Origin of the sequence: Nonomuraea rosea (genome assembly GCF_039539705.1) — a bacterium.
Classification (GTDB): domain Bacteria; phylum Actinomycetota; class Actinomycetes; order Streptosporangiales; family Streptosporangiaceae; genus Nonomuraea; species Nonomuraea rosea.
On record NZ_BAABDQ010000001.1, the window covers coordinates 134,914 to 159,348 of the forward strand.

Sequence of the window (24,435 nt, forward strand, 5' to 3'; positions counted from 1 at the left end):
CCATCACTCCGTGAGGTTACCGAACTATTCGATCGCGCGTTGATAAGAGCTGAGATGGGCCTCGGCCGAGGCCTCCCAGGTGAACTCGCGGGCTCTCGCCAGCCCTGCCTCCTGCAACTGGCGCCTTCGCTCGGAAGAGGCCAGGAGCTGCCCGAGCGCCGTGGCGATGCTGTCGGCGTCGGGCTCGGTGTAGGCGACCGCGTCCCCGCCCACTTCGGGCAGCGAGGAGCGGTGCGTGGTCAGTACGGGGGCGCCGCAGGCCATGGCCTCCAGCACCGGCAGCCCGAACCCCTCGCCACGCGAGGGAAAGGCCACCACGAGCGCCCCGCCGAGGAACCCCGGCAGGTCCGGCGCGCGCAGGTAGCCCGGCCGCACGACCTTGACCGTCGCCTGGACCTCCCTGCATGCGGCGTCCACGTCGACCTCGTGCACACCTCCGCCGAGCACCAGCGCCGGCGGCTTCTCCAGCCGCTTCACGGCGGCGGCGAACCCGCGGATGAGATTGGGCACGTTCTTGCGCGGGTCGAGCGCGCCCAGGAACGCCACGTACGGCTGGCCGTGCAGCCCGCATCTCATCGCGGCCCGCAGGATCTCCTCCTCGCTGGGCGGATGGAACTGCGCCAGATCCACACCGTGGTAGGCGACGTCGATGCGGGTGGGATCGGCGGCCAGCACCCGGATGAGCTCGTCCCTGGTCGCCTTGGACGGCACGATCACCCGCCGGGCATGGCGGACGGCGGTGCGCGTGGCGGAGCGGAAGAACGACGCCCGGGGGCTGAGCTGATCGGGCTCGGTGAACCAGGTGGCGTCGTGAATGGTCACGACGGTCGGCAGGCCTGAGCTGAGCGGAATGGAGTAGTAGGGGGCGTGGATGACGTCCGCCCCGGCCTGGCGGGCCAGCAGCGGCAGGCCGCTCTGCTCCCAGGCGAGCCTGGCGGCCCTGTTGGTGATGGCGACGGGACCCGGCATGATCCGCGCAGAAGGTGCGAGCGACCGGTAGCGCTCGGCCTCCGACCGCTGGCAGACCACGGCGAGGTCGGCGCCCGCCCGGTCGAGCCCGGCGACGAGCCCGTCCACGTATCTGATCAACGCGCCACGGTCCGCGGGGACCGCCGCCGCGTCAACGAGCACTCGAGGCATACGAAGATCTTCTCCCCTCAAGATCATCGTGGGACCTGATGTCCCCCTCTGAAGTTCAGCTTATGACCAGCCTCCCCTAAATCGTGGGCCAAATCACACCGAGTCCCGACGCGCCGCAATTCCCGCCAAGCCCGCGCAGATCAGATCGCCCACGATGATGACAATGCGGGAGGAAAGTGCCACTGCAATTGCCGCACCCGAGTCAAGCTGGGGCCCCAAGACCGCGACCATGGCGACTTCCCGCACGCCGGCACCTGCGGGGATGACGAAGGTCAGGATGCCCAGCGACCACGACAGCGCGAACGCTCCGACGGAGAAGACCAGGCCGATCTGGGGGGCGATGAAGTAGAGGTGCACGCCGTAGGCGGCCCAGCCGGCCAGCGACCAGCCGAACGCCGTGAGCATGCCGCGCCGGGTGAGCGGGCGTTCGAGCGGCTCGCGCTTGAGCCTGCGCAGGGCGTAGCCGATGACGGTGTTGATGACCTTGGGTTCGAGCAGCACCAGCAGCAGCGGGATGAACAGCAGCAGCCAGCCGTACTTGTCCCAGCCGAGCGTGACGAGGGTGACCAGCAGGCCGGTGGCGAGCTGGATGGGCATCATCAGGAAGAACGCCGCGGCGCTTCGCGACCGGGGCACCCCCAGGTCGCGGCCCATCTCCATCTGGGCCAGCACGGGCCAGACGGCGCCGGGGATGTATTTCCCGAGCTGGCCCACGAAGAAGACCTTGGCCGCCGGCCTGAGCGGCAGCGGCGAGCCGAGATCGGCCAGCAGGGTACGCCAGGTGAGCATGGCTCCGAGCAGCGCGGCGACCACCGCGACCAGCGACCCGGCCAGGGCGGGCGCGGACAGCCTGGCGAAGCCGGCCACCACCGCGTCCCACTGCTTGCCGACCGCCCACACACCGAACGCGAGCGCGATGGCCAGGAACACGTATCTGACGAGTCTGCGCGCCGGCGACCGCCGCCGCGGCACCGCCGCAGCGCCTTCTTCCGCAGCGCCTTCTTCCACGGGGTCCTCTGCGGCGGGGTCCTCTTTGGCGGCGTCCTGGCTCACAGCGGGCGTACCCGCTCGGGGGGCTGCGGCAGCGCGGCCCCCACGGGACGGCGCGCGGTCTTGGTCGCCACCCACAGGTACGTCGGCACCACGGGCAGCAGCAGCCGCAGCACCTCGCGCGGCATCCTGGCCAGCACGCCCTGCACCACCCGGCCCAGCGCGCCGGGGAACAGCTCGGACCCGGCGAACTTGGTCGGCGTGGCCAGCACGGGGAAGGTGTAGTCCCACACGTGGAAGGCCCGCAGCATCCGGCGCAGCCCGCGCCGCGTGCGGAAACGCTCGTAGTAGTGGTCGGCCCGCCCGGACGCCCGCACGTAACGGTCGGCCAGCGCGGGCGGCAGGTAGGACAGGAACGGCAGCTTGTAGTGGGGCTCCATCACGCCCAGCCGGTTTCCCAGCCCGAGGTAGAGCACGCCGTCGTCGGACAGCACCCGGTGCATCTCCGCCACCACCGCGTCGGGATCGACCACGTGCTCGTAGATGTGGTTGAACACCAGCACGTCGACCGAGCCGTCGGGGAACGGCAGCGCCGTACCGTCACCGCACACGAACGCCACCCGCTCGCCGAACCGGTCGGCCGCCTTACGCAGCCCCGGCACGTCGATGTCGATGCCCAGCGTGTGCTTGGCCCCCGCCAGCGCGAGCTCGTCGGCGATGAACCCGGCCGAGCAGCCCACGTCGCCCACGGTCAGCCCGCCGAGCGGCCCGTGGAAGTGCTCCAGGACGGCGATGATCTTCGCAGCCTTCCGCCTCCGCTTCTCCTCATCGAGCATGGCGGACTGGAACTCCGAGTATTCGAGCTGCGCGACGCGTTGCTTCCCCACGGGTCCCCACAGTACCGACCCTTGCGCCAATCCGATGTCAAACGCCCTTTGGTACGGTGGCCGACCTGGTCATACAGCGACGCATGGGGGCTAAGTGGCGCTTTTCGCCAAAATCCGGGGCGAGTTCATCGACATCGTCGAGTGGCTCGACGACAGCCGCGACACCCTCGTCTGGCGCTTCCCCCGCTACGAGAACGAGATCAAGATGGGCGCCCGGCTCGTCGTGCGTGAGTCGCAGGTCGCGGTGTTCGTCAACGAGGGCCGGATCGCGGACGCGTTCGCGCCGGGGACGTACACGCTGGAGACCGCGAACCTGCCGATCCTGTCGACGTTGAAGGGCTGGAAGCACGGCTTCCACTCGCCGTTCAAGTCCGAGGTGTACTTCGTCAGCACCCGTCAGTTCGCCGACTTCAAGTGGGGCACGCAGAACCCGGTGATGGTGCGCGACCCGGAGTTCGGGCCGGTGCGGCTGCGGGCGTTCGGCGCGTACGCGGCCAGGGTCACCGACGCGCCCGCCCTGCTGCGGGAGCTGGCGGGGACCGACGCCCAGTTCCGTACCGAGGAAGTGGAGGGCTACCTGCGCCAGCTGGTCGTGGGCCGGCTCGCCCACGCGCTCGGCACGGCCGGCGTCGCGCTGCTCGACCTGGCCGCCGGGCAGCACGAGATGGGCCGGCGGCTGGCGGAGGCGCTGACGGCCGACCTGGCGGGGGTGGGCCTGTCGATCCCGACGTTCACGATCGAGAACATCTCGCTGCCTGAGGAGGTCGAGCGGGCGCTGGACAAGCGGTCGCAGATGGGGATCGTGGGGGATCTCGGGGACTACGCGCGGTTCCAGGCCGCGAACGCGCTGGAGAGCTCGGACGGGGCCGGCGAGGGCATGGGGCTCGGCATGGGCATCGCCGCCGGCCAGCACCTCGCCTCCACCCTCGCCCCACAGCCTGCCCCCCAGACCCAGCCCGCGCCGCATCCCCAGCCGAGCCCGCAGGCCCAGCCCACCCCATACCCCCCGCCGAGCCCGCAGGCCCAGCCCACCCCACACCCTCAGCCCGCGCCGCAGGATCAGGCCGGGCCGCCGCCGCTTCCCCGTCCGGACGAGTGGTATCTCGGGGTGGACGGCGAGCGGCGCGGCCCGTTCGACGCGGCCGGGCTGGCCACCGCCGGGCTCACCCCGGACGCGCTGGTGTGGCGGGCCGGGATGCCGCAGTGGACGCCCGCACGCGACGTCCCCGAGCTGGCCGCCCTCCTGCACAGCACCCCGCCCCCGCTACCCCCCGCCTGAGCCCGCCGCCTGAGACGCCGGAACCGCTGCCAGAGACGCCCGAGACGCCAAGAGCCGCCGCCAGAGCCCAGCGCCGGACACCTGCCGGAAGCCGGTCACCGAGAGGATCCCCGTGACGTCCCCCACCCGGACCCCCGCCCACCCGTGCACGGGTTGCGGCGCGAGCGTGGCCTTCGCCCCCGGCACCACCGCACTGCGCTGCCCCTACTGCGGCCTCGAACAGCAGATCGCCGCACCGGCCCGGCACGTGCGCGAGCACTCCTACGACGCCTTCCTGGCCAAGCCGCGCGTCCACACCCTGGCGCCGCACCAGTTCGCCTGCCCGGGCTGCGCCGCCCGCACGGAGAGCGACGCGATCTCCAAGCTGTGCCAGTTCTGCGGCACCGTCCTGGTCGCCGACACCACGGCGGACAGCCAGGTCGCCCCGGAGGCCGTGCTGCCGTTCGGGCTGGACCGCGGCGGCGCCAGGACCGCCCTGCGCGCCTGGGTGAAGACCCGCTGGTTCGCCCCCAACCGCCTCAAGAGGGTCACCGAGGCGGAGTCGATGAAGAGCACGTACCTGCCGCACTGGACGTTCGACGCGGCCACCGTCTCCGACTACACCGGCCAGCGCGGCCAGCACTACTGGGTGACCGAGAGCTACACGGTCAACGGCGAGCGGAAGACCCGCCGGGTGCGCAAGACCCGCTGGTACCCGGCCGCCGGGCGGGTGGCGCGCGACTTCGACGACGTGCTGGTGGCGGCCACGGCCCGGGTCTCCAGGGAACGGCTCGACGGGCTCCAGCCCTGGCCCCTGGAACGGACGCTCCCGTACGACCCGCGCTACGTCGCCGGGCACCACAGCCTGCGTTACGACACCGAGCCGCAGGCCGGCCTGGAGCAGGCCAAGGCCGTCATGCACGGGGTCATCCAGGGCGACTGCCGCGCGGACATCGGCGGCGACGTGCAGCGGGTGCACACGGTGGACACCTCCTATGCCGGCGTCACGTTCAAGCTGGTGCTGCTCCCGGTGTGGATCGGCAGCTACCTGTTCGCCGGCAAGACGTACCAGGTGCTGATCAACGGGGTGAACGGGGAGGTCCAGGGCGATCGGCCGTACAGCGCGGTGAAGATCACGCTGGCGGTGCTGGCCGCGCTGGCGCTCGTCTCGGCCGTCGTCTGGCTTTACCTGGCGAACCGCGCGTAGCCTGAGCCAATGCTCCGCCGCCTGCTGCGTATCGTCCTCGCCCTGGTCGCGCTCGGTTTCCTGGGCTACGGCCTGGCCCGCAACTGGGACGAGACCACGAGCGCCGTGGCCGCGATGTCGCCGTGGGCGGTGCTGGGGGCGTTCGCCGCGGTGCTGCTCGGCCAGTTCTTCATGCTGGTGGCCTGGCGCGCGATCCTGGCGGGGCTCGGCACCCAGGTGCCGTTGCGGGTGGCCGGGCGGATCATGTTCGTGGGGCAGCTCGGGAAATACATCCCGGGCGCGGTCTGGGCGTACGCGGCGATGATGGACCTCGGCCGCGACCACGGCAGCCCGCCGCGGCGCACGTTCGCGACGATCTCGCTCGGGCTGGTGATCAACCTCGGGGTCGGCATCTCGATCGCCGCCGCGACGCTCAACTCGCTGGAGGCGGTGCGCCAGGCCTGGTACCTGGTGCTGCTGGTGCCGGTGATCATCGTCTGCCTGCACCCCAAGGTGCTCACCTGGGGCCTCAACCTGGCGCTGCGCATCGCACGCAAGGAGCCGCTGGAGACCGTGCTGCCGGGCCGTACGGTGGTCGTCGCGGTGGTGTGGACCGCGCTCGGCTGGTTCGTGTACGGCCTGCACATCTGGCTGCTCGCCGGCCGATGGGACCTCTACCTCGTCGCCACCGGCGCCTACGCGTTCGCCTGGGCGACCGGGATCCTCACCGTCGTGGTCCCCGCCGGGGTCGGGGTCAGGGAGGGCGCGCTGGTGCTCGTGCTCGGCCCGGTCGTCGGCACCCCCGTCGCGCTCGCGGTGGCGATCGTGTCGCGGCTGGCGTTCACGCTGGCGGACGCGACGGCCGCGGGCATCTCGTTCCTGCTCGCCCGTCAGACGGTCAGCAGCGCGCCCGCGTACGCCGACCAGAACGGCTCGGGATCGACCGCCTTGACGCCCGACCGCAACCTCTCCGGCTCGCCCGAGGCGTAGAACCGCTCGATCGTCTCCCGCAGCGCCCCGGCGTCGTCCGGCTCGACCAGCAGCCCGTCCACGCCGTCGGTGACATGGTCGGCGAGCGCGCCGACGCGGGTGGCGATCACGGGGACGCCGTGCTCGTGGCCGAGCCAGACGTTCTGGCTGGCGGTCGCGTTCCGGTACGGCAGCACGAGCGCGTCGGCCGCGGCGAACAGCTTGGGCACGTCCCCCGCCGCCACATAGCCGGGCCGCAGCTCCACCCGGTCGCCGAGCCCCAGCTCCGCGATCAGCGCCTGGGTCTCCTCCAGCCCGCCCCAGAACTCCCCTGCCACGGTCAGCCCGACCCCGTCAGGCAGGGCGCGCAGCAGCAGGTCCAGCCCCTTGTACGGCCGGACCATGCCGAAGAACAGCAGCCGGCGATGAACCTGCGCGGACCTCTCCGCCGTGGTCGAAGGCAGGTGCGGCGGCAGCCCGGCCACGCGGACCGGCTTGCCCGTGAGCCCTCTGGCCAGCTCGGCCTGCGGCTCGGAGTGGGCCAGCACGCCATCGACCCGCTTGAGCAGCGCCTTCATGAGCGGCTCGTCGTAAGGCTTCCGCTCGTGCGGCAGCACGTTATGACAAAGCGCAACTGTCCTGACTTTTCGCCCTATCCCGTACAAAATCCCCAAATAGGCGGGGACCTGCACCGGGCTCAGCACCACCAGCACCACCAGATCCGCCGACCGCAACCGCCGCCCCGCCGACACCCACCCGCCCGGCCACCGCCAGTCGAGCCTGCGCACGACCTTCGGAAAGGGCGTACCCTCCGGTGCGGAGATCGTCTGCTGCCCCGGATAGAGGAACGACGGATACTGCGCCCGCCACGACTCGATCACCACGTCGTGGCCCTGGGCCGCGAGCCGGTGCGCCAGCTCGGTGGTGTGCTGCGCCCCGCCGCCCTTGTACGGATAGGCCGGCCCGACGATCGCGATCCGCAACGTCACTCTCCTCGCGAGCGCACGATCAGGTCGGCGAGCAGCGCCACGGATCCGATCAGCAACCCGGACAGGAAGATCATCACGGTGTTGGCCGGGAAGTAGAAGGGCTGCCGGATCATGTCCCAGACCCCCTTCACGAACCCGATCGCCACCAGCCACAACGCGGGCGGCATGAGCACCTTGAGCGGGTTGAAGTACATGATCATCCGCAACACCTGCAGGATGTAGCGGTAGGCGTCGGACACGAAGCTGAACTTCGACTTGCCGGCCCGCTTGGCGTAGCCGATCGGCAGGTAGTAGACGTCGTGCTGGTTCGACAGGAACGACAGCGTGATCGTCGTGACGCAGGAGAACCCGGGCGGCAGCAGCCGCAGATAGGGCTTGGCCACCGACTTGCGGAAGGCCCGCAGCCCGGAGTTGAGGTCGGGGATCTTCTGCCCGGCCAGCTTCTCGGCCACCTTGCGGATCACCCACTTGGCGGGCACCCGCAGCAGCTTGTGCGAGCCCTCCTCGCTGGTGCGCGCGCCGACGACCTGGTCGACCGTCTGATCCTTCTCCAGGATCTGGACCAGCTCGGGGATCCGCTCGTTGGGGTAGGTCATGTCGGCGTCGGTCCAGACGACGATCTCGCCCCGGGCCTCCTGCGTGCCGATCCGCCGCACGGTGCCGGAGCCGCCGTTGCGGTGGAAGGCGCGGACGCGCAGGTTCGGATATTCGGGGGCGGCCTCTTCGAGCTTGGCCAGCGTGTCGTCGGTGGAGCAGTCGTCCACGGCCACGAGCTCGTAGGTGTAGCCGCTCGAGTCCATCGCCTTGGTGATGCGCTCTACCTCGTCGATGACGTGATCCTGCTCGTTGTAGCAGGGGAGGACGATCGTGACGTACGGCGCTTCTTCCACGGCAATTCCACTCTTGGGGGTCTCAAGCGTGCTCACGGGGGTCGAGGTTACTCTGCCCAGCCGAAAGCCGAGTCCACATGACCTCATTCGGAGCTCCCGGTTCGGCGTTCATTTCACCAGGGCCGCCCGGTCTCCGCCGTGCTCAGGCCACCGCCATCCACACCCCGACCGTCAGTGACCACGTGCCGTTCGGGGCGTCCACCAGCGACCGCTCGTCCTGGCGGGTGGCCAGCGCCATGACCTGAACCGCCGGCCCGTACGGCGAGACCTGCGAGTCGCCGGCCCCCAGCACGACGGGGACGCGGCCGGCGGCGCGCACGCGGCCGATCAGGCGGCGGACCTCGGCCTCAGGCGCGGTGTCCGCGTTGTTCACCCTGGCCACCCTGGCCGCGGGCAGGTCGCACATGCCGCGGACGACCTGGGTGAGGCGATCGCCGGTGACCCGCTCGACGATCAGCACCGACGCGTCGCGCGGGATGCGCGCGCACATGGCCGCCACGGCCGCCGCCTCGCCCCGCTCGACCGGTGTGAACGCGGTGCCGATCGAGGTCACGGCCGCGGGGGCGACGAGGAGCAGGACAGCGAGCGGCATCCCCCACCGCCGGAGCCCGGGCCTGGACCGCCGCCGCCCGGCGAGCTCGCGCAGCCAGGCCAGCCCGTACGTGGCAAGCAGGATCAGCCCGGGGATCACCACGGGCACCAGGCGGCGGGCGGCCCACGGGTGATCGGGGGTGATCTCGGGCCGCAGCAGCGTGGTGACGGTCGTCCAGCCGACGACCGCGAGCGGCAGCAGCCACTCGAACGGGGTGCCGTCGCGCAGCAGCCTGCGCACGAGCACGGCCGCCGCGAGCGTGGCCAGGACGACCACGGGCAGGCCGACGTACCAGACCACCCAGTGCAGGGAGCTCTCCACGTAGAGCCTGGTGCCGTCGACGGGCAGGACGTTCGCGCGCTGGGTCTGCTCGATCATCTCGAAGGTGCGCCGGTCCTCGACGTTCGCGGGCACGCGGGTGACGGTCTGCACCCACGGGCGCGCGTACAGGGCAATCATGAGCAGCACGACCAGCCCGGCCCCCGCGGCGGGCAGCCACGCCGGCCGCCGGATCCTGGCCAGCAGCGGCGCGGCGGCCGTACCCAGGAGGGTGACGACCAGCACGGCCCCGCAGATGAGCAGCAGCGGCCGCACAGAACCGGACAGATACTCCAGGTAGGGCCGGGCCAGCAGGTACGCCGCCAGCAACCCGAGCCCCGCCCCGGCCACCAGGCCGCCCAGCAGCGGCAGCCCCAGCGCGCCCTGCGGCCTGGCGAAGCGCCGCATCGCGATCAGCAGCCCCGCGAACGCCAGCATCGGCAGCAGGTCACGCAGCCCGTCCACCCTGACCAGCACGGCCAGCCCGAACACCAGCCCCGCCAGCAGCCCGCGCCACCGCCCCTGCCCGCGATCGGCGGCGGCCTGCGCGTCGTGCGCCAGGGCCAGCCCCCCGAACAGCAGGATCAGCGACGGGATCTCGCTGAACGTGGTGCGCGAGGTGTAGAGGATCGGCAGGCTCACCGCGAACGCCAGCGCTGCGGGCACCGCCCACCGCGCCCCGGCCAGCCGCGCGACCACCCCGGACACCGTGAGCACGGCCAGCGCGCCCAGCAGCGGCGGCACCAGGAACGGCAGGCCCAGCCAGTCCCCCGCCGCGAACAGCAGCGGCGGCCCCGGCATGAACTGCGGCGTCACCGCCCCGCCCACGTCGTAGAACCCGACGCCGGCGAAGACCAGCCAGGGGTCGTCGCCGCCGAACGCCGCCACCGGGTCGGGGATCGGCAGCGAGCCGTGGCCGGCGATCCAGGCCGCGTACTGGGCGTAGGTGGCCGGATCGCGCCGGACGACGAGCTGCTCGGAGTGCATGACGGCGTTGAACACGCCCGTGACCGCGGCCACCGCCACGACCCCCGCGACCTGCCGGGAGGTGGCCTCGACCACCTTGCCGAGCCGCCGCGTCCCCGCCCAGCACAGCAGCGCGGCGGCGGGCAGCCCGAGCAGCGCGGCGGGCAGCGGCGCGAACCGGCCGAGCAGCAGCAGCGGCAGCCCCGCGAGCAGCCAGCCGGCCACGGCGAGCGCGGGCGCCACCGAGAGCGCGGCGAGCACCTGGCCGGGCTGCCGGAGGCCCGGTCGTTGGAGTTCCATCGGTGAGCGAGCGTATCCAATCCCGCGCCTGTGAAGCCCGCGGCACGGGTGCCGGGTGCCGGCGAGGCGACCCGGCAAACGCAGGTAGCGTACGCGGCGTGCCGGCGACCAGTGAGAGCAGGAGCGAGGGGACGTGCGCGTGACGTCGGGGGATCCCGTGAGGACCGGTCGTGGCAGGCGGCGCCTGCCCCGCAGCCCGCTCAAGAGCCTGCTGAACGTCCTGCTGGACGTCCTGTCGCGCGGCCGTGCGCGCCTCGTTTCGCTGGTCCGGGACGGTCTCGTACGGCGGCACGGATGGTTCCTGGCCGTCCTGGCCCTGGGCACGGCGCTGCGCGCCCTGGCGATGCTCGGCTACCGGCCCGCCCTGTGGTTCCCCGACACCTACACCTACGTCGTCACCGTCTTCAAGCCGCGCCCCGACCTGGTCCGGCCGGCGGGCTACTCGATCTTCCTCAAGCTGCTGGAGCCGTTCCACGCCTTCGGCCTGGTCGCCGCCGTGCACCACCTGCTCGGGCTGGCCACCGGCGTGCTGATCTACCGGCTCGCGCGCCGGGCGCCCAGATGGCTGGCGACGCTGGCCACGGTGCCCGTGCTGCTGGACGCGTACCAGGTCGAGCTGGAGCACCTGCTGGTCTCCGACACGCTGTTCATGTTCCTGGTCGTGGCGGCCGTGGCGCTGTGCTCGACTGCGCGCCCGGCCACCATCGCCGCGATCGGGCTGCTGCTGGCCGCCGCCACCCTGACCAGGACCGTCGGCCAGCCGCTGATCGTGGTCCTGGCTGCCTGGTTCGTGCTGCGCAGGAGGGTGCGGCTGGCGGGGGTGCTGCTCGCCGCCGCGCTGGTGCCGATCCTGGCCTACGGCGCCTGGTTCTACGCCACGTACCAGCGCGTCGGCATCGTGGGGGCGAACGGCGCGTTCCTCTACGCCCGCACGATGGCGTTCGCCGACTGCGCGAAGATGGACCCGCCCGCCGACCTGAAGGTCCTGTGCGACCCACGCCCGCCGGAGCAGCGGCCGCCCTCCCAGGAGTACATCTGGGCCAAGGATGCCCCGCTGGTGCTGCTGCCGGGCATCACGTTCACCAAGGAGAACGACGATCTGGCGGCCAGATTCGCCATGCTGGCGATCACCCGGCAGCCGCTCGACTACGCCGCCTCGGTGCTGACGGAGCTCGGCCGCACCTTCGCCTGGGGGCGGCCGGTCTATCCCGACCCGGAAATCTACGGTTACTACCAGTTCCCGGTGACGCCACCCGGGCCACCTGGCCGCTATCCCGCGCAGGTCGGCGCCGAATATGCCAAGCTTTATGAGCAGGGTGCGATCGGTACGAAGATCGTCGAGCCTTACGCCGGATGGCTGCGGGCCTACCAGAGCATTGCGCGGTTGCCCGGACCGGTGCTGCTGGGGGTTCTGCTGGTGCCGCCGGTGGCGGCCATGGTGCGCAGGCGTAAGGGGATGCGCCTCGCGGAGTCTCCGGCCTGGCTGGTGCCCTGGTCAGCGGCCGTCGTGCTGCTGATCACGCCAGCCGCGGCAGCCGAGTTCGACTATCGGTACGTGTTGCCGGCCGTACCCCTGGCCTGTTTGGCGGCGGCCCTCAGTATCAGGCCTGACGTGCTGAAACAGTCCGGTAGTCAGAAAGAGTTTGGCGATGATATTCCACCCAATGTCCGGCTCTGAGTATGCTGTGCCGCGGAAACATCACGCTCGGATCACGACCGCTTCCCGCGATCGGGACTCTGAGCACGCCGTACGTGACCTAGTCTCGTGGCGCGGAGCGACCAAGCCAGCGCGTCAGGCGCAAGAAGTGAGGCTGGGGGGCGTATGAGCGACTACAGGCACGCGCCGGCGGTCGATCCGGAGCAGGGTTACCGGTCCGCCCCGACGCAACCTGGCAGCAGGATGGCCCGCAGGGCGGCCGCGGCGGCTCCGCCGCCACCGCCGGACGACCGGCCCCCGCGTGGCCACCGCGGCAACGGGGGCGGCGGCGGCAAGATGCGCGTGCTGGCCTGGGTCAGCATCGGCGTCACATCACTCATGGTCGCGGGCGCGCTGACCGGCTACACCGTCTACCGCGACGCCTTCGGCAACATCACCCAGAAGGACGTCAAGGGCGACATCATCAACCCACGCCCCTTGGACACCGGCGCACTCAACGTCCTGCTCGTCGGCTCCGACACCCGCGCGGGCGACGGCAACGCGAAATACGGCCAGAAGCAGGCCAGAGAGGCCGACGCGGGCGGCAAGCGCACCGACACGATCATTCTCATGCACATCTCCCCCAACCGGGACCAGGCACGCCTGATCAGCTTCCCGCGCGACTCGATGGTGCAGATCCCGAAGTGCAAGAACGAGACCACCAAGCAGGAGATGCCGCCGCGCCGGGACATGATCAACTCGGCGTACAACTCCGGCGGCATCGCCTGCACGATCTCCACCATCGAGACGCTCACCGACATCCGCGTCAACCACTTCGTCGAGGTGGACTTCAGCGGGTTCAAGAACATCGTGGACGCGCTCGAAGGCATCGAGATCTGCCTGAAGTCGGGCGTCAACGACAAGGCCTCCAAGCTGGTCCTGCCACCGGGCAGGAGCACGCTCAACGGCGAGCAGGCGCTGGGCTACGTACGCCTGCGCCACTACGGCGACAACAGCGACATCGGCCGCATCAAGCGCCAGCAGATCTTCCTCAGCAAGGTCGTCGCCAAGGCCACCAGCAATGATCTGCTCACCGACATCGGCAAGCTGACGGACTTCATCGCCGCCGTAGCCGGGTCGGTCACCATGGACCCCGAGCTGGCCAACGACACCGAGCAGCTCATCCAGATCGCCACGAGCGCCAAGGCCCTGACGGCCAAGGGGGTCCAGTTCACCACGATCCCGTGGGGGCCCGACCCGCAGGACAAGAACCGCGTGGTCTGGACGGAGCCGGACGCCACCGAGCTCTTCACCTCGATCAAGAACGACACCGAGGTCGCCGCTCCCACGCCGTCCGCCAGTGCGAGCGCCAAACCCAAGGTCACCGTCAAGCCCGAGCAGGTGCGGGTCCAGGTGCTCAACGGCACCACCACCTTCGGCAAGGCCCGCGAGGTCGCCGACCAGCTCGTCAAGCAGGGCTTCACCGTCACCGGCGTGGGCAACTACACGGCCGCCGGGGGCAAGAGCCTGGCGAAGAGCGAGATCCACTACGCCAAGACGATCACCACCGCGCCCGACCACGCCGACACCCTGGCCGGGGCCGTCCTGCCCAAGCCCGCGCCCGCCGCCGGCAAGGTCGCGGCGACCAACCCGCAGCCCTACTCCACCACGGTGACCACCGCGGGGGCCGCCACGAAGGGCACTCCGGTGATCCAGCTCGTGGTCGGCGAGGACTTCGATTCGATCAAGGTGACCAAGCTCCCCGACAGCGTGAAGAACAGCACGATCACCGCCTCGGAACAGCGCAACGTCTGCACCTGAGCCTCCAAGTTCCCTGTGTAACCGGGCGTTCTCGACTCGCTCAAGAGACAGGAGCCGCCCGGCGGGATAGTGTGTTGCGGGTCGGCGACGCAGCGCGACACGGAGCAGTAAGATCATCCGGCGGTCGCGTTGCCGTCGTGTTCCCCGGCCCCGAGCGAAGCTGAGCGACTCCCCTGTGTCTGACACCAGATCCTCCCCACCGGTCACCACCCCGCGTAGCCCTGAGGAGGACGGTGGTCCGGCCAACACCGGAGCCCGGTGGCCGCTGCCGGAGGAGACGTTCTGGAGCGAGGAGACCGATCCCCACGGCGTCGCGCCGGGCGAGCGCACCGAGCCGCAGAAGGCCGTCCAGGAAGCGCCACCCGCGCCCCGGCCGGAGCCGCAGCAGCAGCCTGAGCCGGCCAAGCGCAAGCGCGACCCCTATCTCGACAACGTCAAGTTCGTCCTGATCGCGCTCGTCGTCGTGGGCCACTCGCTGGTGCCGACGCTCTCGGCCGACTCCTCCAGGGCCCTCTACATCTTCATCTACACCTTCCACATGCCGTTGTTCGTCCTGATCAGTGGCTACCTGTCCAGAAATTTCTGGAACTCCAACGCGAAGACCAACAAGCTGGTCGACACGTTTCTCGTCCCGTACGTGATCGTCGAGGTCGGCTACGCCGCACTCCGCTTCGGGCTGGGCCAGAAGTGGAGCCTGACGATCATCGACCCGGCGTGGCTCAACTGGTATCTGCTGGCGCTGCTGTTCTGGCGCCTGTCGACACCGGTGTGGAAGCGGATGAAGCATCCCGTGCCGGTGGCCATCGCGATCTACCTGTTCGCCGGGTTCTCGCAGATCGAGGGCGACTTCAGTATGGACCGCTTCTTCGGTCTCATGCCGTTCTTCGTGATCGGCCTGGTGATGCAGCCCGAGCACTTCGAGATGCTCAACCGGCGCTGGATCAAGATCGTCTCGGTCGTCACGATCCTGTGCGCGGCCGCCGTGGCCATCGTCGTCGCGCCCAAGGCCCCGCTCGACCCCTTCTACTTCAAGAGCAGCTACCAGGACCTCGACCTGTCCTGGTGGATGGGTCTCGGCATGCGCACCGGCCTGCTGGTGTGCGCGCTGGCCATGTGCTTCGCCGTGCTGGCGCTGGTGCCGCGAGGCGAGACCTGGTTCTCCGACCTCGGCACCCGCACGCTCTACTGCTACCTGCTGCACGGCATCCCCGTGCTGATCGCCAAGGATCAGGGCTGGCTGGAGTTCCCGTGGCTGCACGGGCCGCTCGGCGTGCTGGCGATCAGTTTCAGCTGCTTCGCGCTGGCCATCGTGCTGTGCCTGCCGGAGACCCGCACCGTTTTCAAGTGGGTGCTCGAGCCCCGCCTGGTGTGGCTCTATCGCCGCCCCTCCCGAAGTTAAGCGACCGTTCCACCCGCATTAACGCCTTTGACCTGGTAGGCGCGGAGCATCGACACATGCGCGCATGTGTCGCCACCACCGTCCATCATCCCGAGGACGCCCGGATCATGCACAGGCAGATCCGGGCGCTGATCGACGCGGGCCACGAGGTGACCTACGTCGCGCCTTTCACCTATTTCAACGTGACCCCCGCCATGGGGATCGCCGCGGTCGACGTGCCGCACCACGCCTCCTACGGCCGGGCGCGCACGGCGCTCAGGCGCGGCGTACGCGACGCGGACCTGCTGATCGTGCACGACCACCGCCTGCTGCGTGCGCTCCCCTACCGGCGGCCGCCGGTCGTCTGGGATGTCCGCGAGCGGGTCACGTCCAGGCTCCTCGCCAGAGCCGGGCGGCGCCACCGGCTGATCGGCCCCGCGGTGGTGCCCGAAGCGACCCTGGTGTCGTCCAGCCCGCCTCCTCCCGGCGACACCAGGGTTGTGCACATCGGCCGCCTGTCCACCGAGTGCGGCGTGACGGAGCTGATCGGCCTGGCCGAGCGCCTGGTCCCGCACGGGATCAGGATGGACCTGATCGGCGCCGCCGCACCCGGCGTGCGGCCGCTGCTGCGTGACGCGCAGCGGGTCGGCCTGCTCGACTGGTTCGGGTACGTGCCCAACCGGCACGCCCTGCGCATGGCCGAGGGTGCGCTGGCCGGGCTCTCGCTGTCCGGTGAGACCGTGCGGACGCCGCCGACGAAGATCATGGACTACATGGGCCGCGGGCTGCCGGTGATCACCACGCCGCAGGGCGGCTCGATGGTGGAGGCCGCCGACTGCGGCGTCGTGGTGCCCCTGGACGTGGACGCGGCGCTGAACGCCGTGCTGGACCTGAAGGAGGACCCGGCGCGGCGGCTGAAGCTGGGCACGCGGGGCCACGCGGAAGCGCGGCTGCGCCACCACTGGCCGGACCACGCCGCGGCCTTCGCCGGCCAGGCCGAGACGTGGGCGGGACTCGGCGCCCACGCGCTGGCCGTCTAGGCGGCTCAGGGGCGGTCCAGGTCGAAGGTGGCGTCGGCGAGCCGGATCGTGCGGACGCGCGGGTCCTCGATGAGCTCGCGCAGCCGCTTCACGGAGACGCGCGAGTCCACGTACGCATAGGCCAGGCCGTCGCCCGCCGCCTTGCGCAGCCGGCTCAGGGACAGGTCGAAGCGGCGCAGGTTCGCGTTGTCGTAGCCGCGGAGCTTGGCGACCCAGGAGCGGAAGTTGCCCAGGCCGACGCCGCACGGCTCTTTCCCCTCGGCGAACTTCCCACGGTCCCAGGTGGTGTCGCCCCAGGTGATGGGCAGCGAGCCCGTCCTGCGCTCGTAGACCACCTTCGCGGCGCACGACTCGTTCTGCTCCAGGAATGCCTTCAGGCCGGCCGCGGCGAGAGGCGTCGCGAACTCCACGACGGCCAGCGCGTTGAGCCCTTCCGGCAGACTGGCCAGCACCTTGCGGACGTCCTCCTTGGGCGCCAGCGTGCCGCCGACGTCGTAGAGCGCGATGGCCAGCCGGGTGTTGGCGGTGCTGCCCATGGGCAGGTGGCCCACACGGCCGAAGAAGTCCTGGCTGATCGTGTAGGTGTCGCTGCCGACCGGGTAGAAGCCGCCGGCGGCGCGCAGCGGGGCCGCGAACGCCTCGAACGACATCGACACCGGCGTGGTCTCGCAGCATTCGCCCGTGGTCACCGTGTAGGCCGGGTTGTACAGCTTGAAGGCGGTGCCGAGCACGTCCATCATGCGCTGCTCGCGGTCGCCGCGCTGCTGCGCCAGCGCCGAGCCGAACGTGGCCGCCAGGACGAGCACGAGAATGATCGCCAAGGCGCTGAAGGTGGTCCTGAAGAGTCCGCGCCGGACCGCCTTCCTGGTCACCTTAGGGTCAAAGTCCGGCATTTCCGGAAAGTCATCAGTCATGGCGTTTCTCCGTAGATGTCGGCGAAGGCGTTCCTGGCCCGCCACACGGCGGTCTTGATCGAGGCGTGCTTCCTGCCGGTCATCGCGGCCACCTCCACCAGCGAGAAGCCCTCGAAGTAGACCAGCGTGAGCAGCCGGCGATGCTGCTCGGGAAGCCGGTCGAGGGCGTCGCGCACGTCGAGGGCGGCCACGTGGAGCGGCGGCACGCCCAGCTCGTCGGGATCGGGCAGGGCGAGCTCGCGCCGGCCGCGGCGGACGTGGTCGACGAGGACGTTGCGGGCGATCGTGAGCAGCCACGCGGCCGGGTTCTCACCGCGCCAGCCCAGCAGCGCTCTGGTCGCCTTGACGAACGTCTCCTGGGCCAGGTCCTCCGCGAGATGGGGATCACGCGTCCTGCGCAGGAGGAACCCGCACACGAGCGCCCAGTGCTCGCGGTACAGCTCCTCGATGATGACGCCCCCCGTGTTCTGCCGATTGTCACATCACACGTAGACGCCCCCAGGGCGGGAATGGTCACATGGCTTCGAGGTTGATGTACTGGGGGCATGGCATCGCATCTGATCCAGGGCCGGACGGTGGGCATGCCTGTGCGCGTGAGGGATGCCGAGGTCTGCAGCGCCTTCTACCCCGTGCGCGCCGACGCCGCCAGGGCGGTGATCGCCTACTCCGGCCTCGACGTGGCCGAGGTGCTTCCCGGCAAGGCCGTCTGCGTACTGCTGTTCGTGGACTACCGGGACGGGGACCTCGACACCTACCACGAGTTCGGCATGGCCTTCCTGGTGCGCCCGCCCGGCGTGCCCGGCTCCGTGGGGCTCGGGGACCTGCGGCAGGCCGGCGTGTTCGTGCACTGGCTGCCCGTGGACCAGTCGTTCACGATGGAGGCGGGGCGGACGCTCTGGGGGTTCCCCAAGGAGCTGGCGGACATCGAGCTGCGGCTGGACTCGCCGTACAAGCGGTGTGTCCTGCGCAAGGACGGCAGGCTCGTGCTCGACCTGCTGATCAAGCCGGGCGCGCCCGTGCCGGGCGCGACGGTCATGACGCCGCGGGACGCCTACACGCACCGGGAGGGGGTCACGCGGCGCGTTCCCTGGACCGTACGCGCCCGCGGCGCCCGCATCCGCCCGAGCGGCGCGCTGATCCGGCTCGGCAACCACCCCATCGCCAAGGAGCTGAGCGAGCTGGGGCTGCCGAAGCGGGCCATGTTCAGCTCGACCGTCTCGCGGGCCGCGATGACCTTCGGCGAGGCCGCGCGCCTCTGACCCGGCGGCTCAGACGATGGGGGGACGGCCGAGCTTGACCATGCGCCACGCCGTACGCCAGGCCATGGGACGGCGCTCGCCCGCCGGGGTCCGCAGGCCCTCGAAGAAGCCGGTGAACCACGCCTTGAGCGGCGCCCCTGAGGCGCGCTCGCGGATGATGGTGAGGACGACCCAGTTGGTCAGGTACAGGAACGCCAGCGGCCATGGCAGGTTGCGCCGGGCCAGCCAGACCCGGTTGCGGGCGTTGAGCCGGTAGAAGTCGGTGTGCCGCGTCGGCGGGACCTGCGGGTGGTACATCACCGTCTCGGCGTCGTACTCGATCCGGTAGCCCTCGCCCAGCAGCCGCCAGGCCAGGTCGGTCTCCTCGTGCGCGTAGAAGAACCGCTCGGGCAGCCCGCCCACCTGGAGGAAGGCCGAGCGCCTGATCGCCGAGGCCCCGCCCAGGAACGTCGTGACGGGCGAGGAGCGCTGCGGATCGCCCGCGCGCAGCCTGGGGACGTGCCGCCGCTGACCGATGCCGCCGTCGGGGTCCATCACGCGGAAGGAGATCACCGCGAGGTCCGGCTCCGTGGCGAAACGGTCGCGTACGTGGGCCACGACCTTCTGGTCGGCGTACCAGCCGTCATCGTCGAGGAACAGCACGACATCGCCGGAACACTCCTCCACGCCGCGATTACGGCCTGCAGGAATGCCGGTGTTCTGGTCGAGCCGGATCGTCTTCACGACCGCGGCCGACCCCTCGGGTGGCGTCGCCGGCACCGCTGGCACGTCTGCCCCATTGCCCACGATCACCACCTCGACGTCGCCGTCGATCTGGTTGAGCGCGGACTCGACTGCCCGGTTCAGCTCCGCGACCCGGTTTCCCATGGTGAGGATGACGCACGAGATCTTCAACGAATCATCGTCCTGACGCGTCGAGAACACGGGCGGAGCATTCTTTCATGATCACCGAGTCTGCTGGTATGCATAATTCCTGATATTGGTGGAGCTAAGCGTATCGGAACCGATGGTGAACCCCCACCGAACGGAGGACGTCCGATGAATACGACGGACGGGAAGCGCCTCCGGTTCCGACATGAGATCACGCCAGCCGCCTCGATGCCAGGATGCTGACCAAATGCAGGACAACCTGTAGGCAGGCCGCGACGAAACACGCGACCACGAGCACCCTCGTGGCCGTGAGGTCTCCGGTCACCATGTCGATCACCGCGGTCACGAGAGCGAGCATCGACAGCTCGATCGGCTGCACGATCCGGTGGAACTTCGTCGCCCCCAGCACCCGCCTGCCCAGCCCCAGCAGCCCGGAGCGGAACTGCGCCACGGACGCCTCGGTGGCCGTCGACAGGCCGCCCTTGGCCCGCGCCACGTCCACGAGGTCGGTCTCGGCCTTGATGAGGATCGCGCCGAGCGCCCCCGCGAGGCCGAGGACGGTGTACCAGTCGGGCAGCACGGCCGAGGCCCGCCAGCCCAGGCCGACGAGCACGGCGGCCTCGGTGAAGTAGGCCCCGACGCGGTCGAGGTAGACGCCGGCCAGCGAGGTCTTCCCCGTCCACCGGGCCAGCTCGCCGTCGGAGCAGTCGAGCAGCAGGTAGACCTGGACGAGCAGGGCCGCCGCCAGGGCCGCCCACAGGCCCGGCAGCGCCAGCACGACGCCGGCCAGCACCCCGGCCACCGTCATCACCCAGGTGAGCTGGTTGGGCGTGACGGGGGTCTTGGACAGCAGCCAGGTGACGTAGATGGACAGCCTGCGCATGTAGAGGACGCCGGCCCAGTGCTCGCCGTTCTTGCGCTCCAGGTGGCCCTCGGGCTGGGCCACCCGCCGCAGGTCAGTGACCGAAGGCCCGGACATAGTCCTCCACCCGATCGCGGATCTCGGAGTCCTGCATGCGCAGGTGCTCCAGGATCGTGTAACGGCCGGGACGGGTGGCCGGCGCCAGGGCGACGACCTCGGCGAACTGCTGACTGGTCAGCCCGATGTCGGCCGGGACGACCGGCAGCTGGTGTTTGCGCAGGCAGGCGACGACCTGCTGGACCCGGGCCTCGTCCTCCCTGAGGAAGAAGCAGAAGGCGGCACCGATCCCGGCGAGCTCGCCGTGGTTGGAGGTGCCGGGAAAGAGCTGATCCACGGCATGAAGGATCTCATGATCTCCGCCGCTCGCGGGCCGTGAGGAGCCCGCCACCACCATCGACATGCCGGACAGGATGAGCGACTCGGCCAGCACGGTCAGGAACGCGTCGGACTCGATGGAGTCCGTACGGCCGATCAGCGCCTCGGCGGCGGTGCGTGACATCGAGCAGGCCAGCCCGTCGATGGGCTCGCCGCGCTCGACGTTGCCGAGCTGCCAGTCCTCGATCGCCGACAGGTTGCTCACCACGTCGCCGACGCCGGCCCTGACCAGCGACTGCGGCGCGCTGTGCACGAAGTCGAGGTCGACCAGGATGGCCAGCGGCATCGGCACCCCGAAGGAGCCCTTGCCGCCCTCGTAGACCAGGGAGGCCGTGGGCGAGCAGATGCCGTCGTGGGAGAGGTTGGTGGCCACCGCGACCATCGGGATGCCCGCCAGCGACGCGGCGTATTTGGTCACGTCGATCGTCTTGCCGCCGCCGACGCCCACCACGACCTCGTAGGCGGCCTTGCGCAGGTCTGCGCCGAGTGAGACGGCCGCGTCGACCGTCCCGTCGGCCACCCTGAACACCTCTGCCTCGCCCAGGGTGGGCGCGATCAGGCTCTCGATGTGGTCGCCCTGCCCAGGGCCGACGGCCACCGCGACCCTGCCGGAGGTGGCCACACGGCTGTCGGCCAGCAGGGCGCCGAGCTGCGCCACCGCGCCACGCCTGACGTCCATGGTCAGGGGCGCCGGCAACATCCTCGCTAGAAGCGGCATCCGCGCCCCCTCAGTAGCGCACGGCTATGGTGCGAGCCTTCGCCAGGTCGTCGTGGTTGTCCACTTCGACCCAGTCGACCTCGCCGATCGGCGCGGCGTGGATGATCTCGCCGCGCTCGACCATCTCCTGGTAACCGTCCTCGTAGTAGAGCTGGGGGTCGCGCTCGAACGTGGCCTTGAGCGCGTCGGCCAGCCGGTCGGCCGCGCCCGGCCTGATGAGGGTGGCGCCGATGTACTCGCCGTAGACGGTGGCCGGGTCCATCAGCTTGGTGATGCGGCGCAGCGAGCCCTCGGGGGTCAGCGTGACCTTCATCTCCTCGTCGGCGAGCTGCTTGACGTCGTCGACGGCGAGCAGGATGTCGCTGGTCTCAGGAGCGGACAGCAGCGTCTTCTCGACCGAGACCGGGTGCACGGTGTCGCCGTTGACCAGCAGCGCGCCCTGCGCGAAGTAGTCGCGGGCGCACCAGAGGGAGTAGGCGTTGTTCCACTCCTCGGCCTTGTCGTTGTGGACGAGGGTGAGCTTGACGCCGTGGCGCCGCTCCAGCTCGTCCTTGCGCTCGTGCACGGCCTGCGCCGCGTACCCGACGACGACCACGACCTCCCGCAGGTCCACCTCGGCGAGGTTGCGCAGCGAGATGTCCATGATCGTGGTTTCGCCGTCGACCGGCACGAGCGCCTTGGGCAGCGTGTCGGTGTACGGCCGCAGGCGTCGTCCGGCTCCAGCAGCCAGAACCATTCCCAGCAACGTGCACTCCTCAGTCGAGCATGTCTACGTTCGGTGCGGCGAGCGCACAGCGCAGCCCACCGTAAGCCCAAAGAGTATTCGTCTTTGGCCCCTCCGCGGGTAATCCGGCGTTAGTCTTGCGTTCCCATATCGGTCGCTTCCACCCCGGATCGGGGCGCGGCCAACCAGCAGGTCAGGCTCTCCCAGCCGAACAGCCCCCACAGGTAGACGGCGAGCACCAGGTAGCCACCGGTCAGCCAGCCCGTGAGGGCGACCAGCGAGACCGCCATCATCCGGCCGTCCCAGCCGAGCCCGAGCGTGGCCAGCCACGGTGGCGGATAGACGTGCTGCCGCAACCGGTAGACAAGATCATAGTGGTGGAAGGCCAGCGCTCCGAGCAGCAGGAAGATCAGCACGGGATGCACCGCGTGGGCGAACCCGCAGGCCGCGATGAAGCTGTATTCGATGAGCCGCAGGATCGGCGGCACCAGCCAGTCGAAGCGCCCGTCATGCGGATGCGAGCTGCCCGGCCCGGCCAGCAGCAGCGTCACGGCGGGCGCGAACACGGCCAGCCCGTCGGAGCCCGCCACGCCGATGAGCAGCAGGACGCCGGTGACGAACGTGCCCGCGATCACCGGAGGCAGCGGCGGGAGCTGGCCGGCCACGAGCAGGCCCATGGCCCGCGAGAGCGGCCCGTCGTCGCGGTAGGCCACGACGGTGCTGTTGGGGACGGGTGTCATGTGGACCGAAATCATCGTGCCGACCTCGCGATCCGTCCGGCGAGCTGGTAGAGGGCCGCCACGCCGCCCCAGCAGAGCAGGGCCAGGAACGTCACCCGCGCGTTCCAGCCGGCGGCGGTGACGGCGATCAGCGCCATGCGCTCGCCGATGGGCAGCACGATGATCTTCTTGATCCAGCGCGCGATCGTGTCCCGCTCCATGAGCTGGGCCAGCCCGAGCACCCCGGGGGCGCGGCGGGCGTCCTCCGACTCCAGCAGGGAGCGGGCCGGGCGGCCCCACATGGCCCCGATGCGGGCCGCGTCGGTGACGGCCCCCGCGTAGGTGTAGTCGATGGCGTGCCGTACGACCTGGACGATCATCGCGGCCACGGCGAGATACCAGATGTCGTAACCGCCGAAGCCGAAGGCCAGCCCCACGTAGACGGCGTATTCCTTGAACCGGTCCGACATGCCGTCGGCCCAGGCGCCGAGCGGCGAGAACGAGCGGGTGTAGCGGGCGAGCTGGCCGTCGAGGCAGTCGAGCGCGAACGACAGGTAGAGCAGCAGCGCCCCGGACAGCCGCCCGAGCGGGGTGCCCGCGGAGAACCAGACGGCCGACAGCAGCGCCAGGCCGGCGGAGATCCCGGTGACGGTGTTGGGGGTGAGCTTGAGCCGGACGGCGGGCTTGACCAGGTAGCGGGACCAGGAGGAGACGAGGAAGGTGGCGAAGAAGCCGTCGTCCTCCTTGACCGAGGTGTCGAGCCTGACCTTCGCCTCGTCGACGTCGGCCAGCCGGGTGACCGCGCTGTCGGCGGCGTTCTGGCCGGTGACGCGATCGGCGTGCAGCGGGCCGAGCCCGGCCGCGCGAACCGGCACGCCCGACCTGACCAGCCCGACGAGCAGCAGGTCGACCGCCTCGACCGCGGTGACGGGGCCGAGCCTGCCCGTGTCGGCCAGCTCGGCCAGCTCCTCGGCGATGTCGGCCAGCGAGGCCAGGTCGGCCTCGCCCGCCTGGAGCACGCCTCTGAACGTGGCGTTCGCCTCCGGCACCAGGTGGAACGAGCTGCCCGCGGCGACGATCCGGCCGCCCTCGACGCGTACGGGCGGCCGCATGGGCGCGGCGGCCGGGTCGTGCGAGATCAGCGCGCCCGTGTCACGCGCGGGGTGTTCGAGCAGCAGCGCGATCGCCTCGGTGTGGGCGACGAGGTCGGCGGGGAGCACGGCGACGGCCCCTGTGGACGTACGGGCGATCTTGGCGACGCCCCGGAGATCGGCTCCGAGGCCGCCGCCGGGAGTCACCACCTGGACGTCACGGATGGGCAGGACGGCGAGCTGGTCGCTGATCCTGTCGAGCAGGGTGCCGTCGGCACAGGACAGTCTGCAGGCGGGAGTCGTGGCGAGCAGCACCACCGACGTGGTCGTGCTCTCGCGGATCAATGAGTCGGGCAAAGCGCAGGCCTCCTCCCGGTCGCTCGGGAGTGCTTGGACTCGGGAGTGCATGGACTTGGGAGTGCTCAGACGCGGGGGGTGCGTAGACACAGCGTAGCGACCGGTCATCGCGATATCACGGAACAG

General features: G+C 70.6%; 22 protein-coding genes. 8 read left to right on the top strand and 14 right to left on the bottom strand.

Annotated elements, in window-relative coordinates; genetic code table 11:
- Positions 1 to 24: 24 nt before the first annotated feature.
- The 3 genes from ABEA43_RS00620 to ABEA43_RS00630 all read right to left on the bottom strand — a co-directional run bounded on the left by ABEA43_RS00620 (position 25) and on the right by ABEA43_RS00630 (position 3,017).
- Positions 25 to 1,140, bottom strand: a complete 1,116-nt coding sequence (locus ABEA43_RS00620) for a glycosyltransferase family 4 protein (RefSeq protein WP_345557482.1) — start codon at positions 1,138 to 1,140, stop codon at positions 25 to 27.
- A gap of 93 nt (positions 1,141 to 1,233) precedes the next feature.
- Positions 1,234 to 2,112, bottom strand: coding sequence for a lysylphosphatidylglycerol synthase transmembrane domain-containing protein (locus ABEA43_RS00625; RefSeq protein WP_345557484.1), 879 nt, complete (start codon positions 2,110 to 2,112; stop codon positions 1,234 to 1,236).
- Positions 2,113 to 2,189: 77 nt separating this feature from the next.
- Positions 2,190 to 3,017, bottom strand: coding sequence for a class I SAM-dependent methyltransferase (locus ABEA43_RS00630; protein WP_345557486.1), 828 nt, complete (start codon positions 3,015 to 3,017; stop codon positions 2,190 to 2,192).
- A gap of 94 nt (positions 3,018 to 3,111) precedes the next feature.
- On the opposite strand from ABEA43_RS00630, the gene ABEA43_RS00635 reads away from it, so the two are divergent.
- The 3 genes from ABEA43_RS00635 (at position 3,112) to ABEA43_RS00645 (ending at position 6,451) form a co-directional block, all read left to right on the top strand.
- Positions 3,112 to 4,296, top strand: coding sequence for an SPFH domain-containing protein (locus ABEA43_RS00635; protein WP_345557488.1), 1,185 nt, complete (start codon positions 3,112 to 3,114; stop codon positions 4,294 to 4,296).
- Between the two features lie 112 nt (positions 4,297 to 4,408).
- The gene (locus tag ABEA43_RS00640) at positions 4,409 to 5,482 is read left to right on the top strand and encodes a TFIIB-type zinc ribbon-containing protein (protein WP_345557490.1); all 1,074 of its coding nucleotides are present in this window, start codon (positions 4,409 to 4,411) and stop codon (positions 5,480 to 5,482) included.
- A gap of 9 nt (positions 5,483 to 5,491) precedes the next feature.
- Positions 5,492 to 6,451 carry a lysylphosphatidylglycerol synthase transmembrane domain-containing protein gene (locus ABEA43_RS00645; protein WP_345557492.1) on the top strand — a complete coding sequence of 320 codons (960 nt, stop codon included), beginning with the start codon at positions 5,492 to 5,494 and terminating at the stop codon, positions 6,449 to 6,451.
- Here ABEA43_RS00645 and ABEA43_RS00650 read toward each other — a convergent pair.
- The 3 genes from ABEA43_RS00650 to ABEA43_RS00660 all read right to left on the bottom strand — a co-directional run bounded on the left by ABEA43_RS00650 (position 6,352) and on the right by ABEA43_RS00660 (position 10,485).
- Positions 6,352 to 7,413, bottom strand: coding sequence for a glycosyltransferase family 4 protein (locus ABEA43_RS00650; protein WP_345557494.1), 1,062 nt, complete (start codon positions 7,411 to 7,413; stop codon positions 6,352 to 6,354). The genes ABEA43_RS00645 and ABEA43_RS00650 overlap by 100 nt on opposite strands.
- A 2-nt stretch (positions 7,414 to 7,415) precedes the next feature.
- The gene (locus ABEA43_RS00655; protein ID WP_345557496.1) at positions 7,416 to 8,345 is read right to left on the bottom strand and encodes a glycosyltransferase family 2 protein; all 930 of its coding nucleotides are present in this window, start codon (positions 8,343 to 8,345) and stop codon (positions 7,416 to 7,418) included.
- 106 nt (positions 8,346 to 8,451) lie between these two features.
- Positions 8,452 to 10,485: a hypothetical protein gene (locus tag ABEA43_RS00660; protein WP_345557498.1), complete on the bottom strand. Its 2,034-nt coding sequence runs from the start codon at positions 10,483 to 10,485 to the stop codon at positions 8,452 to 8,454.
- A 157-nt stretch (positions 10,486 to 10,642) separates the two neighbouring features.
- Here ABEA43_RS00660 and ABEA43_RS00665 point away from each other — a divergent pair, with 157 nt between their 5' ends.
- The 4 genes from ABEA43_RS00665 (at position 10,643) to ABEA43_RS00680 (ending at position 16,360) form a co-directional block, all read left to right on the top strand.
- A complete protein-coding gene (locus ABEA43_RS00665) occupies positions 10,643 to 12,163 on the top strand; it encodes a hypothetical protein (RefSeq protein ID WP_345557500.1) in 1,521 nt (506 codons plus the stop codon).
- Between the two features lie 144 nt (positions 12,164 to 12,307).
- A complete protein-coding gene (locus tag ABEA43_RS00670) occupies positions 12,308 to 13,942 on the top strand; it encodes an LCP family protein (protein ID WP_345557502.1) in 1,635 nt (544 codons plus the stop codon).
- A gap of 175 nt (positions 13,943 to 14,117) precedes the next feature.
- Positions 14,118 to 15,341, top strand: a complete 1,224-nt coding sequence (locus ABEA43_RS00675) for an acyltransferase family protein (protein WP_345557503.1) — start codon at positions 14,118 to 14,120, stop codon at positions 15,339 to 15,341.
- Between the two features lie 56 nt (positions 15,342 to 15,397).
- Positions 15,398 to 16,360 carry a glycosyltransferase gene (locus ABEA43_RS00680; RefSeq protein ID WP_345557505.1) on the top strand — a complete coding sequence of 321 codons (963 nt, stop codon included), beginning with the start codon at positions 15,398 to 15,400 and terminating at the stop codon, positions 16,358 to 16,360.
- A 5-nt stretch (positions 16,361 to 16,365) separates the two neighbouring features.
- On the opposite strand, the gene ABEA43_RS00685 is transcribed toward ABEA43_RS00680, so the two are convergent.
- On the bottom strand, positions 16,366 to 17,181 hold the full coding sequence (locus ABEA43_RS00685) for a hypothetical protein (protein WP_345557507.1): 816 nt from the start codon (positions 17,179 to 17,181) through the stop codon (positions 16,366 to 16,368).
- Between the two features lie 89 nt (positions 17,182 to 17,270).
- Positions 17,271 to 17,726, bottom strand: coding sequence for an RNA polymerase sigma factor (locus tag ABEA43_RS00690; protein ID WP_345558754.1), 456 nt, complete (start codon positions 17,724 to 17,726; stop codon positions 17,271 to 17,273).
- Between the two features lie 93 nt (positions 17,727 to 17,819).
- Here ABEA43_RS00690 and ABEA43_RS00695 point away from each other — a divergent pair, with 93 nt between their 5' ends.
- Positions 17,820 to 18,533 (top strand): acetoacetate decarboxylase family protein, encoded by a 714-nt coding sequence (locus ABEA43_RS00695; RefSeq protein ID WP_345557509.1) that lies wholly within the window; start codon positions 17,820 to 17,822, stop codon positions 18,531 to 18,533.
- A 9-nt stretch (positions 18,534 to 18,542) separates the two neighbouring features.
- On the opposite strand, the gene ABEA43_RS00700 is transcribed toward ABEA43_RS00695, so the two are convergent.
- From ABEA43_RS00700 to ABEA43_RS00725, 6 genes are all read right to left on the bottom strand, one after another.
- Positions 18,543 to 19,427: a glycosyltransferase family 2 protein gene (locus tag ABEA43_RS00700; RefSeq protein WP_345557511.1), complete on the bottom strand. Its 885-nt coding sequence runs from the start codon at positions 19,425 to 19,427 to the stop codon at positions 18,543 to 18,545.
- 187 nt (positions 19,428 to 19,614) lie between these two features.
- A complete protein-coding gene (locus ABEA43_RS00705; RefSeq protein WP_345557513.1) occupies positions 19,615 to 20,382 on the bottom strand; it encodes a CDP-alcohol phosphatidyltransferase family protein in 768 nt (255 codons plus the stop codon).
- On the bottom strand, positions 20,360 to 21,400 hold the full coding sequence (locus tag ABEA43_RS00710) for an iron-containing alcohol dehydrogenase family protein (RefSeq protein WP_345558756.1): 1,041 nt from the start codon (positions 21,398 to 21,400) through the stop codon (positions 20,360 to 20,362). The genes ABEA43_RS00705 and ABEA43_RS00710 overlap by 23 nt, the downstream gene beginning before the upstream one ends.
- Positions 21,401 to 21,428: 28 nt before the next feature.
- A complete protein-coding gene (locus ABEA43_RS00715; protein ID WP_345557515.1) occupies positions 21,429 to 22,163 on the bottom strand; it encodes a phosphocholine cytidylyltransferase family protein in 735 nt (244 codons plus the stop codon).
- A gap of 110 nt (positions 22,164 to 22,273) precedes the next feature.
- Positions 22,274 to 22,882 carry a DUF5941 domain-containing protein gene (locus ABEA43_RS00720; RefSeq protein ID WP_345557517.1) on the bottom strand — a complete coding sequence of 203 codons (609 nt, stop codon included), beginning with the start codon at positions 22,880 to 22,882 and terminating at the stop codon, positions 22,274 to 22,276.
- 11 nt (positions 22,883 to 22,893) lie between these two features.
- Positions 22,894 to 24,309, bottom strand: a complete 1,416-nt coding sequence (locus ABEA43_RS00725) for a CDP-alcohol phosphatidyltransferase family protein (protein WP_345557519.1) — start codon at positions 24,307 to 24,309, stop codon at positions 22,894 to 22,896.
- Positions 24,310 to 24,435 lie beyond the last annotated feature (126 nt).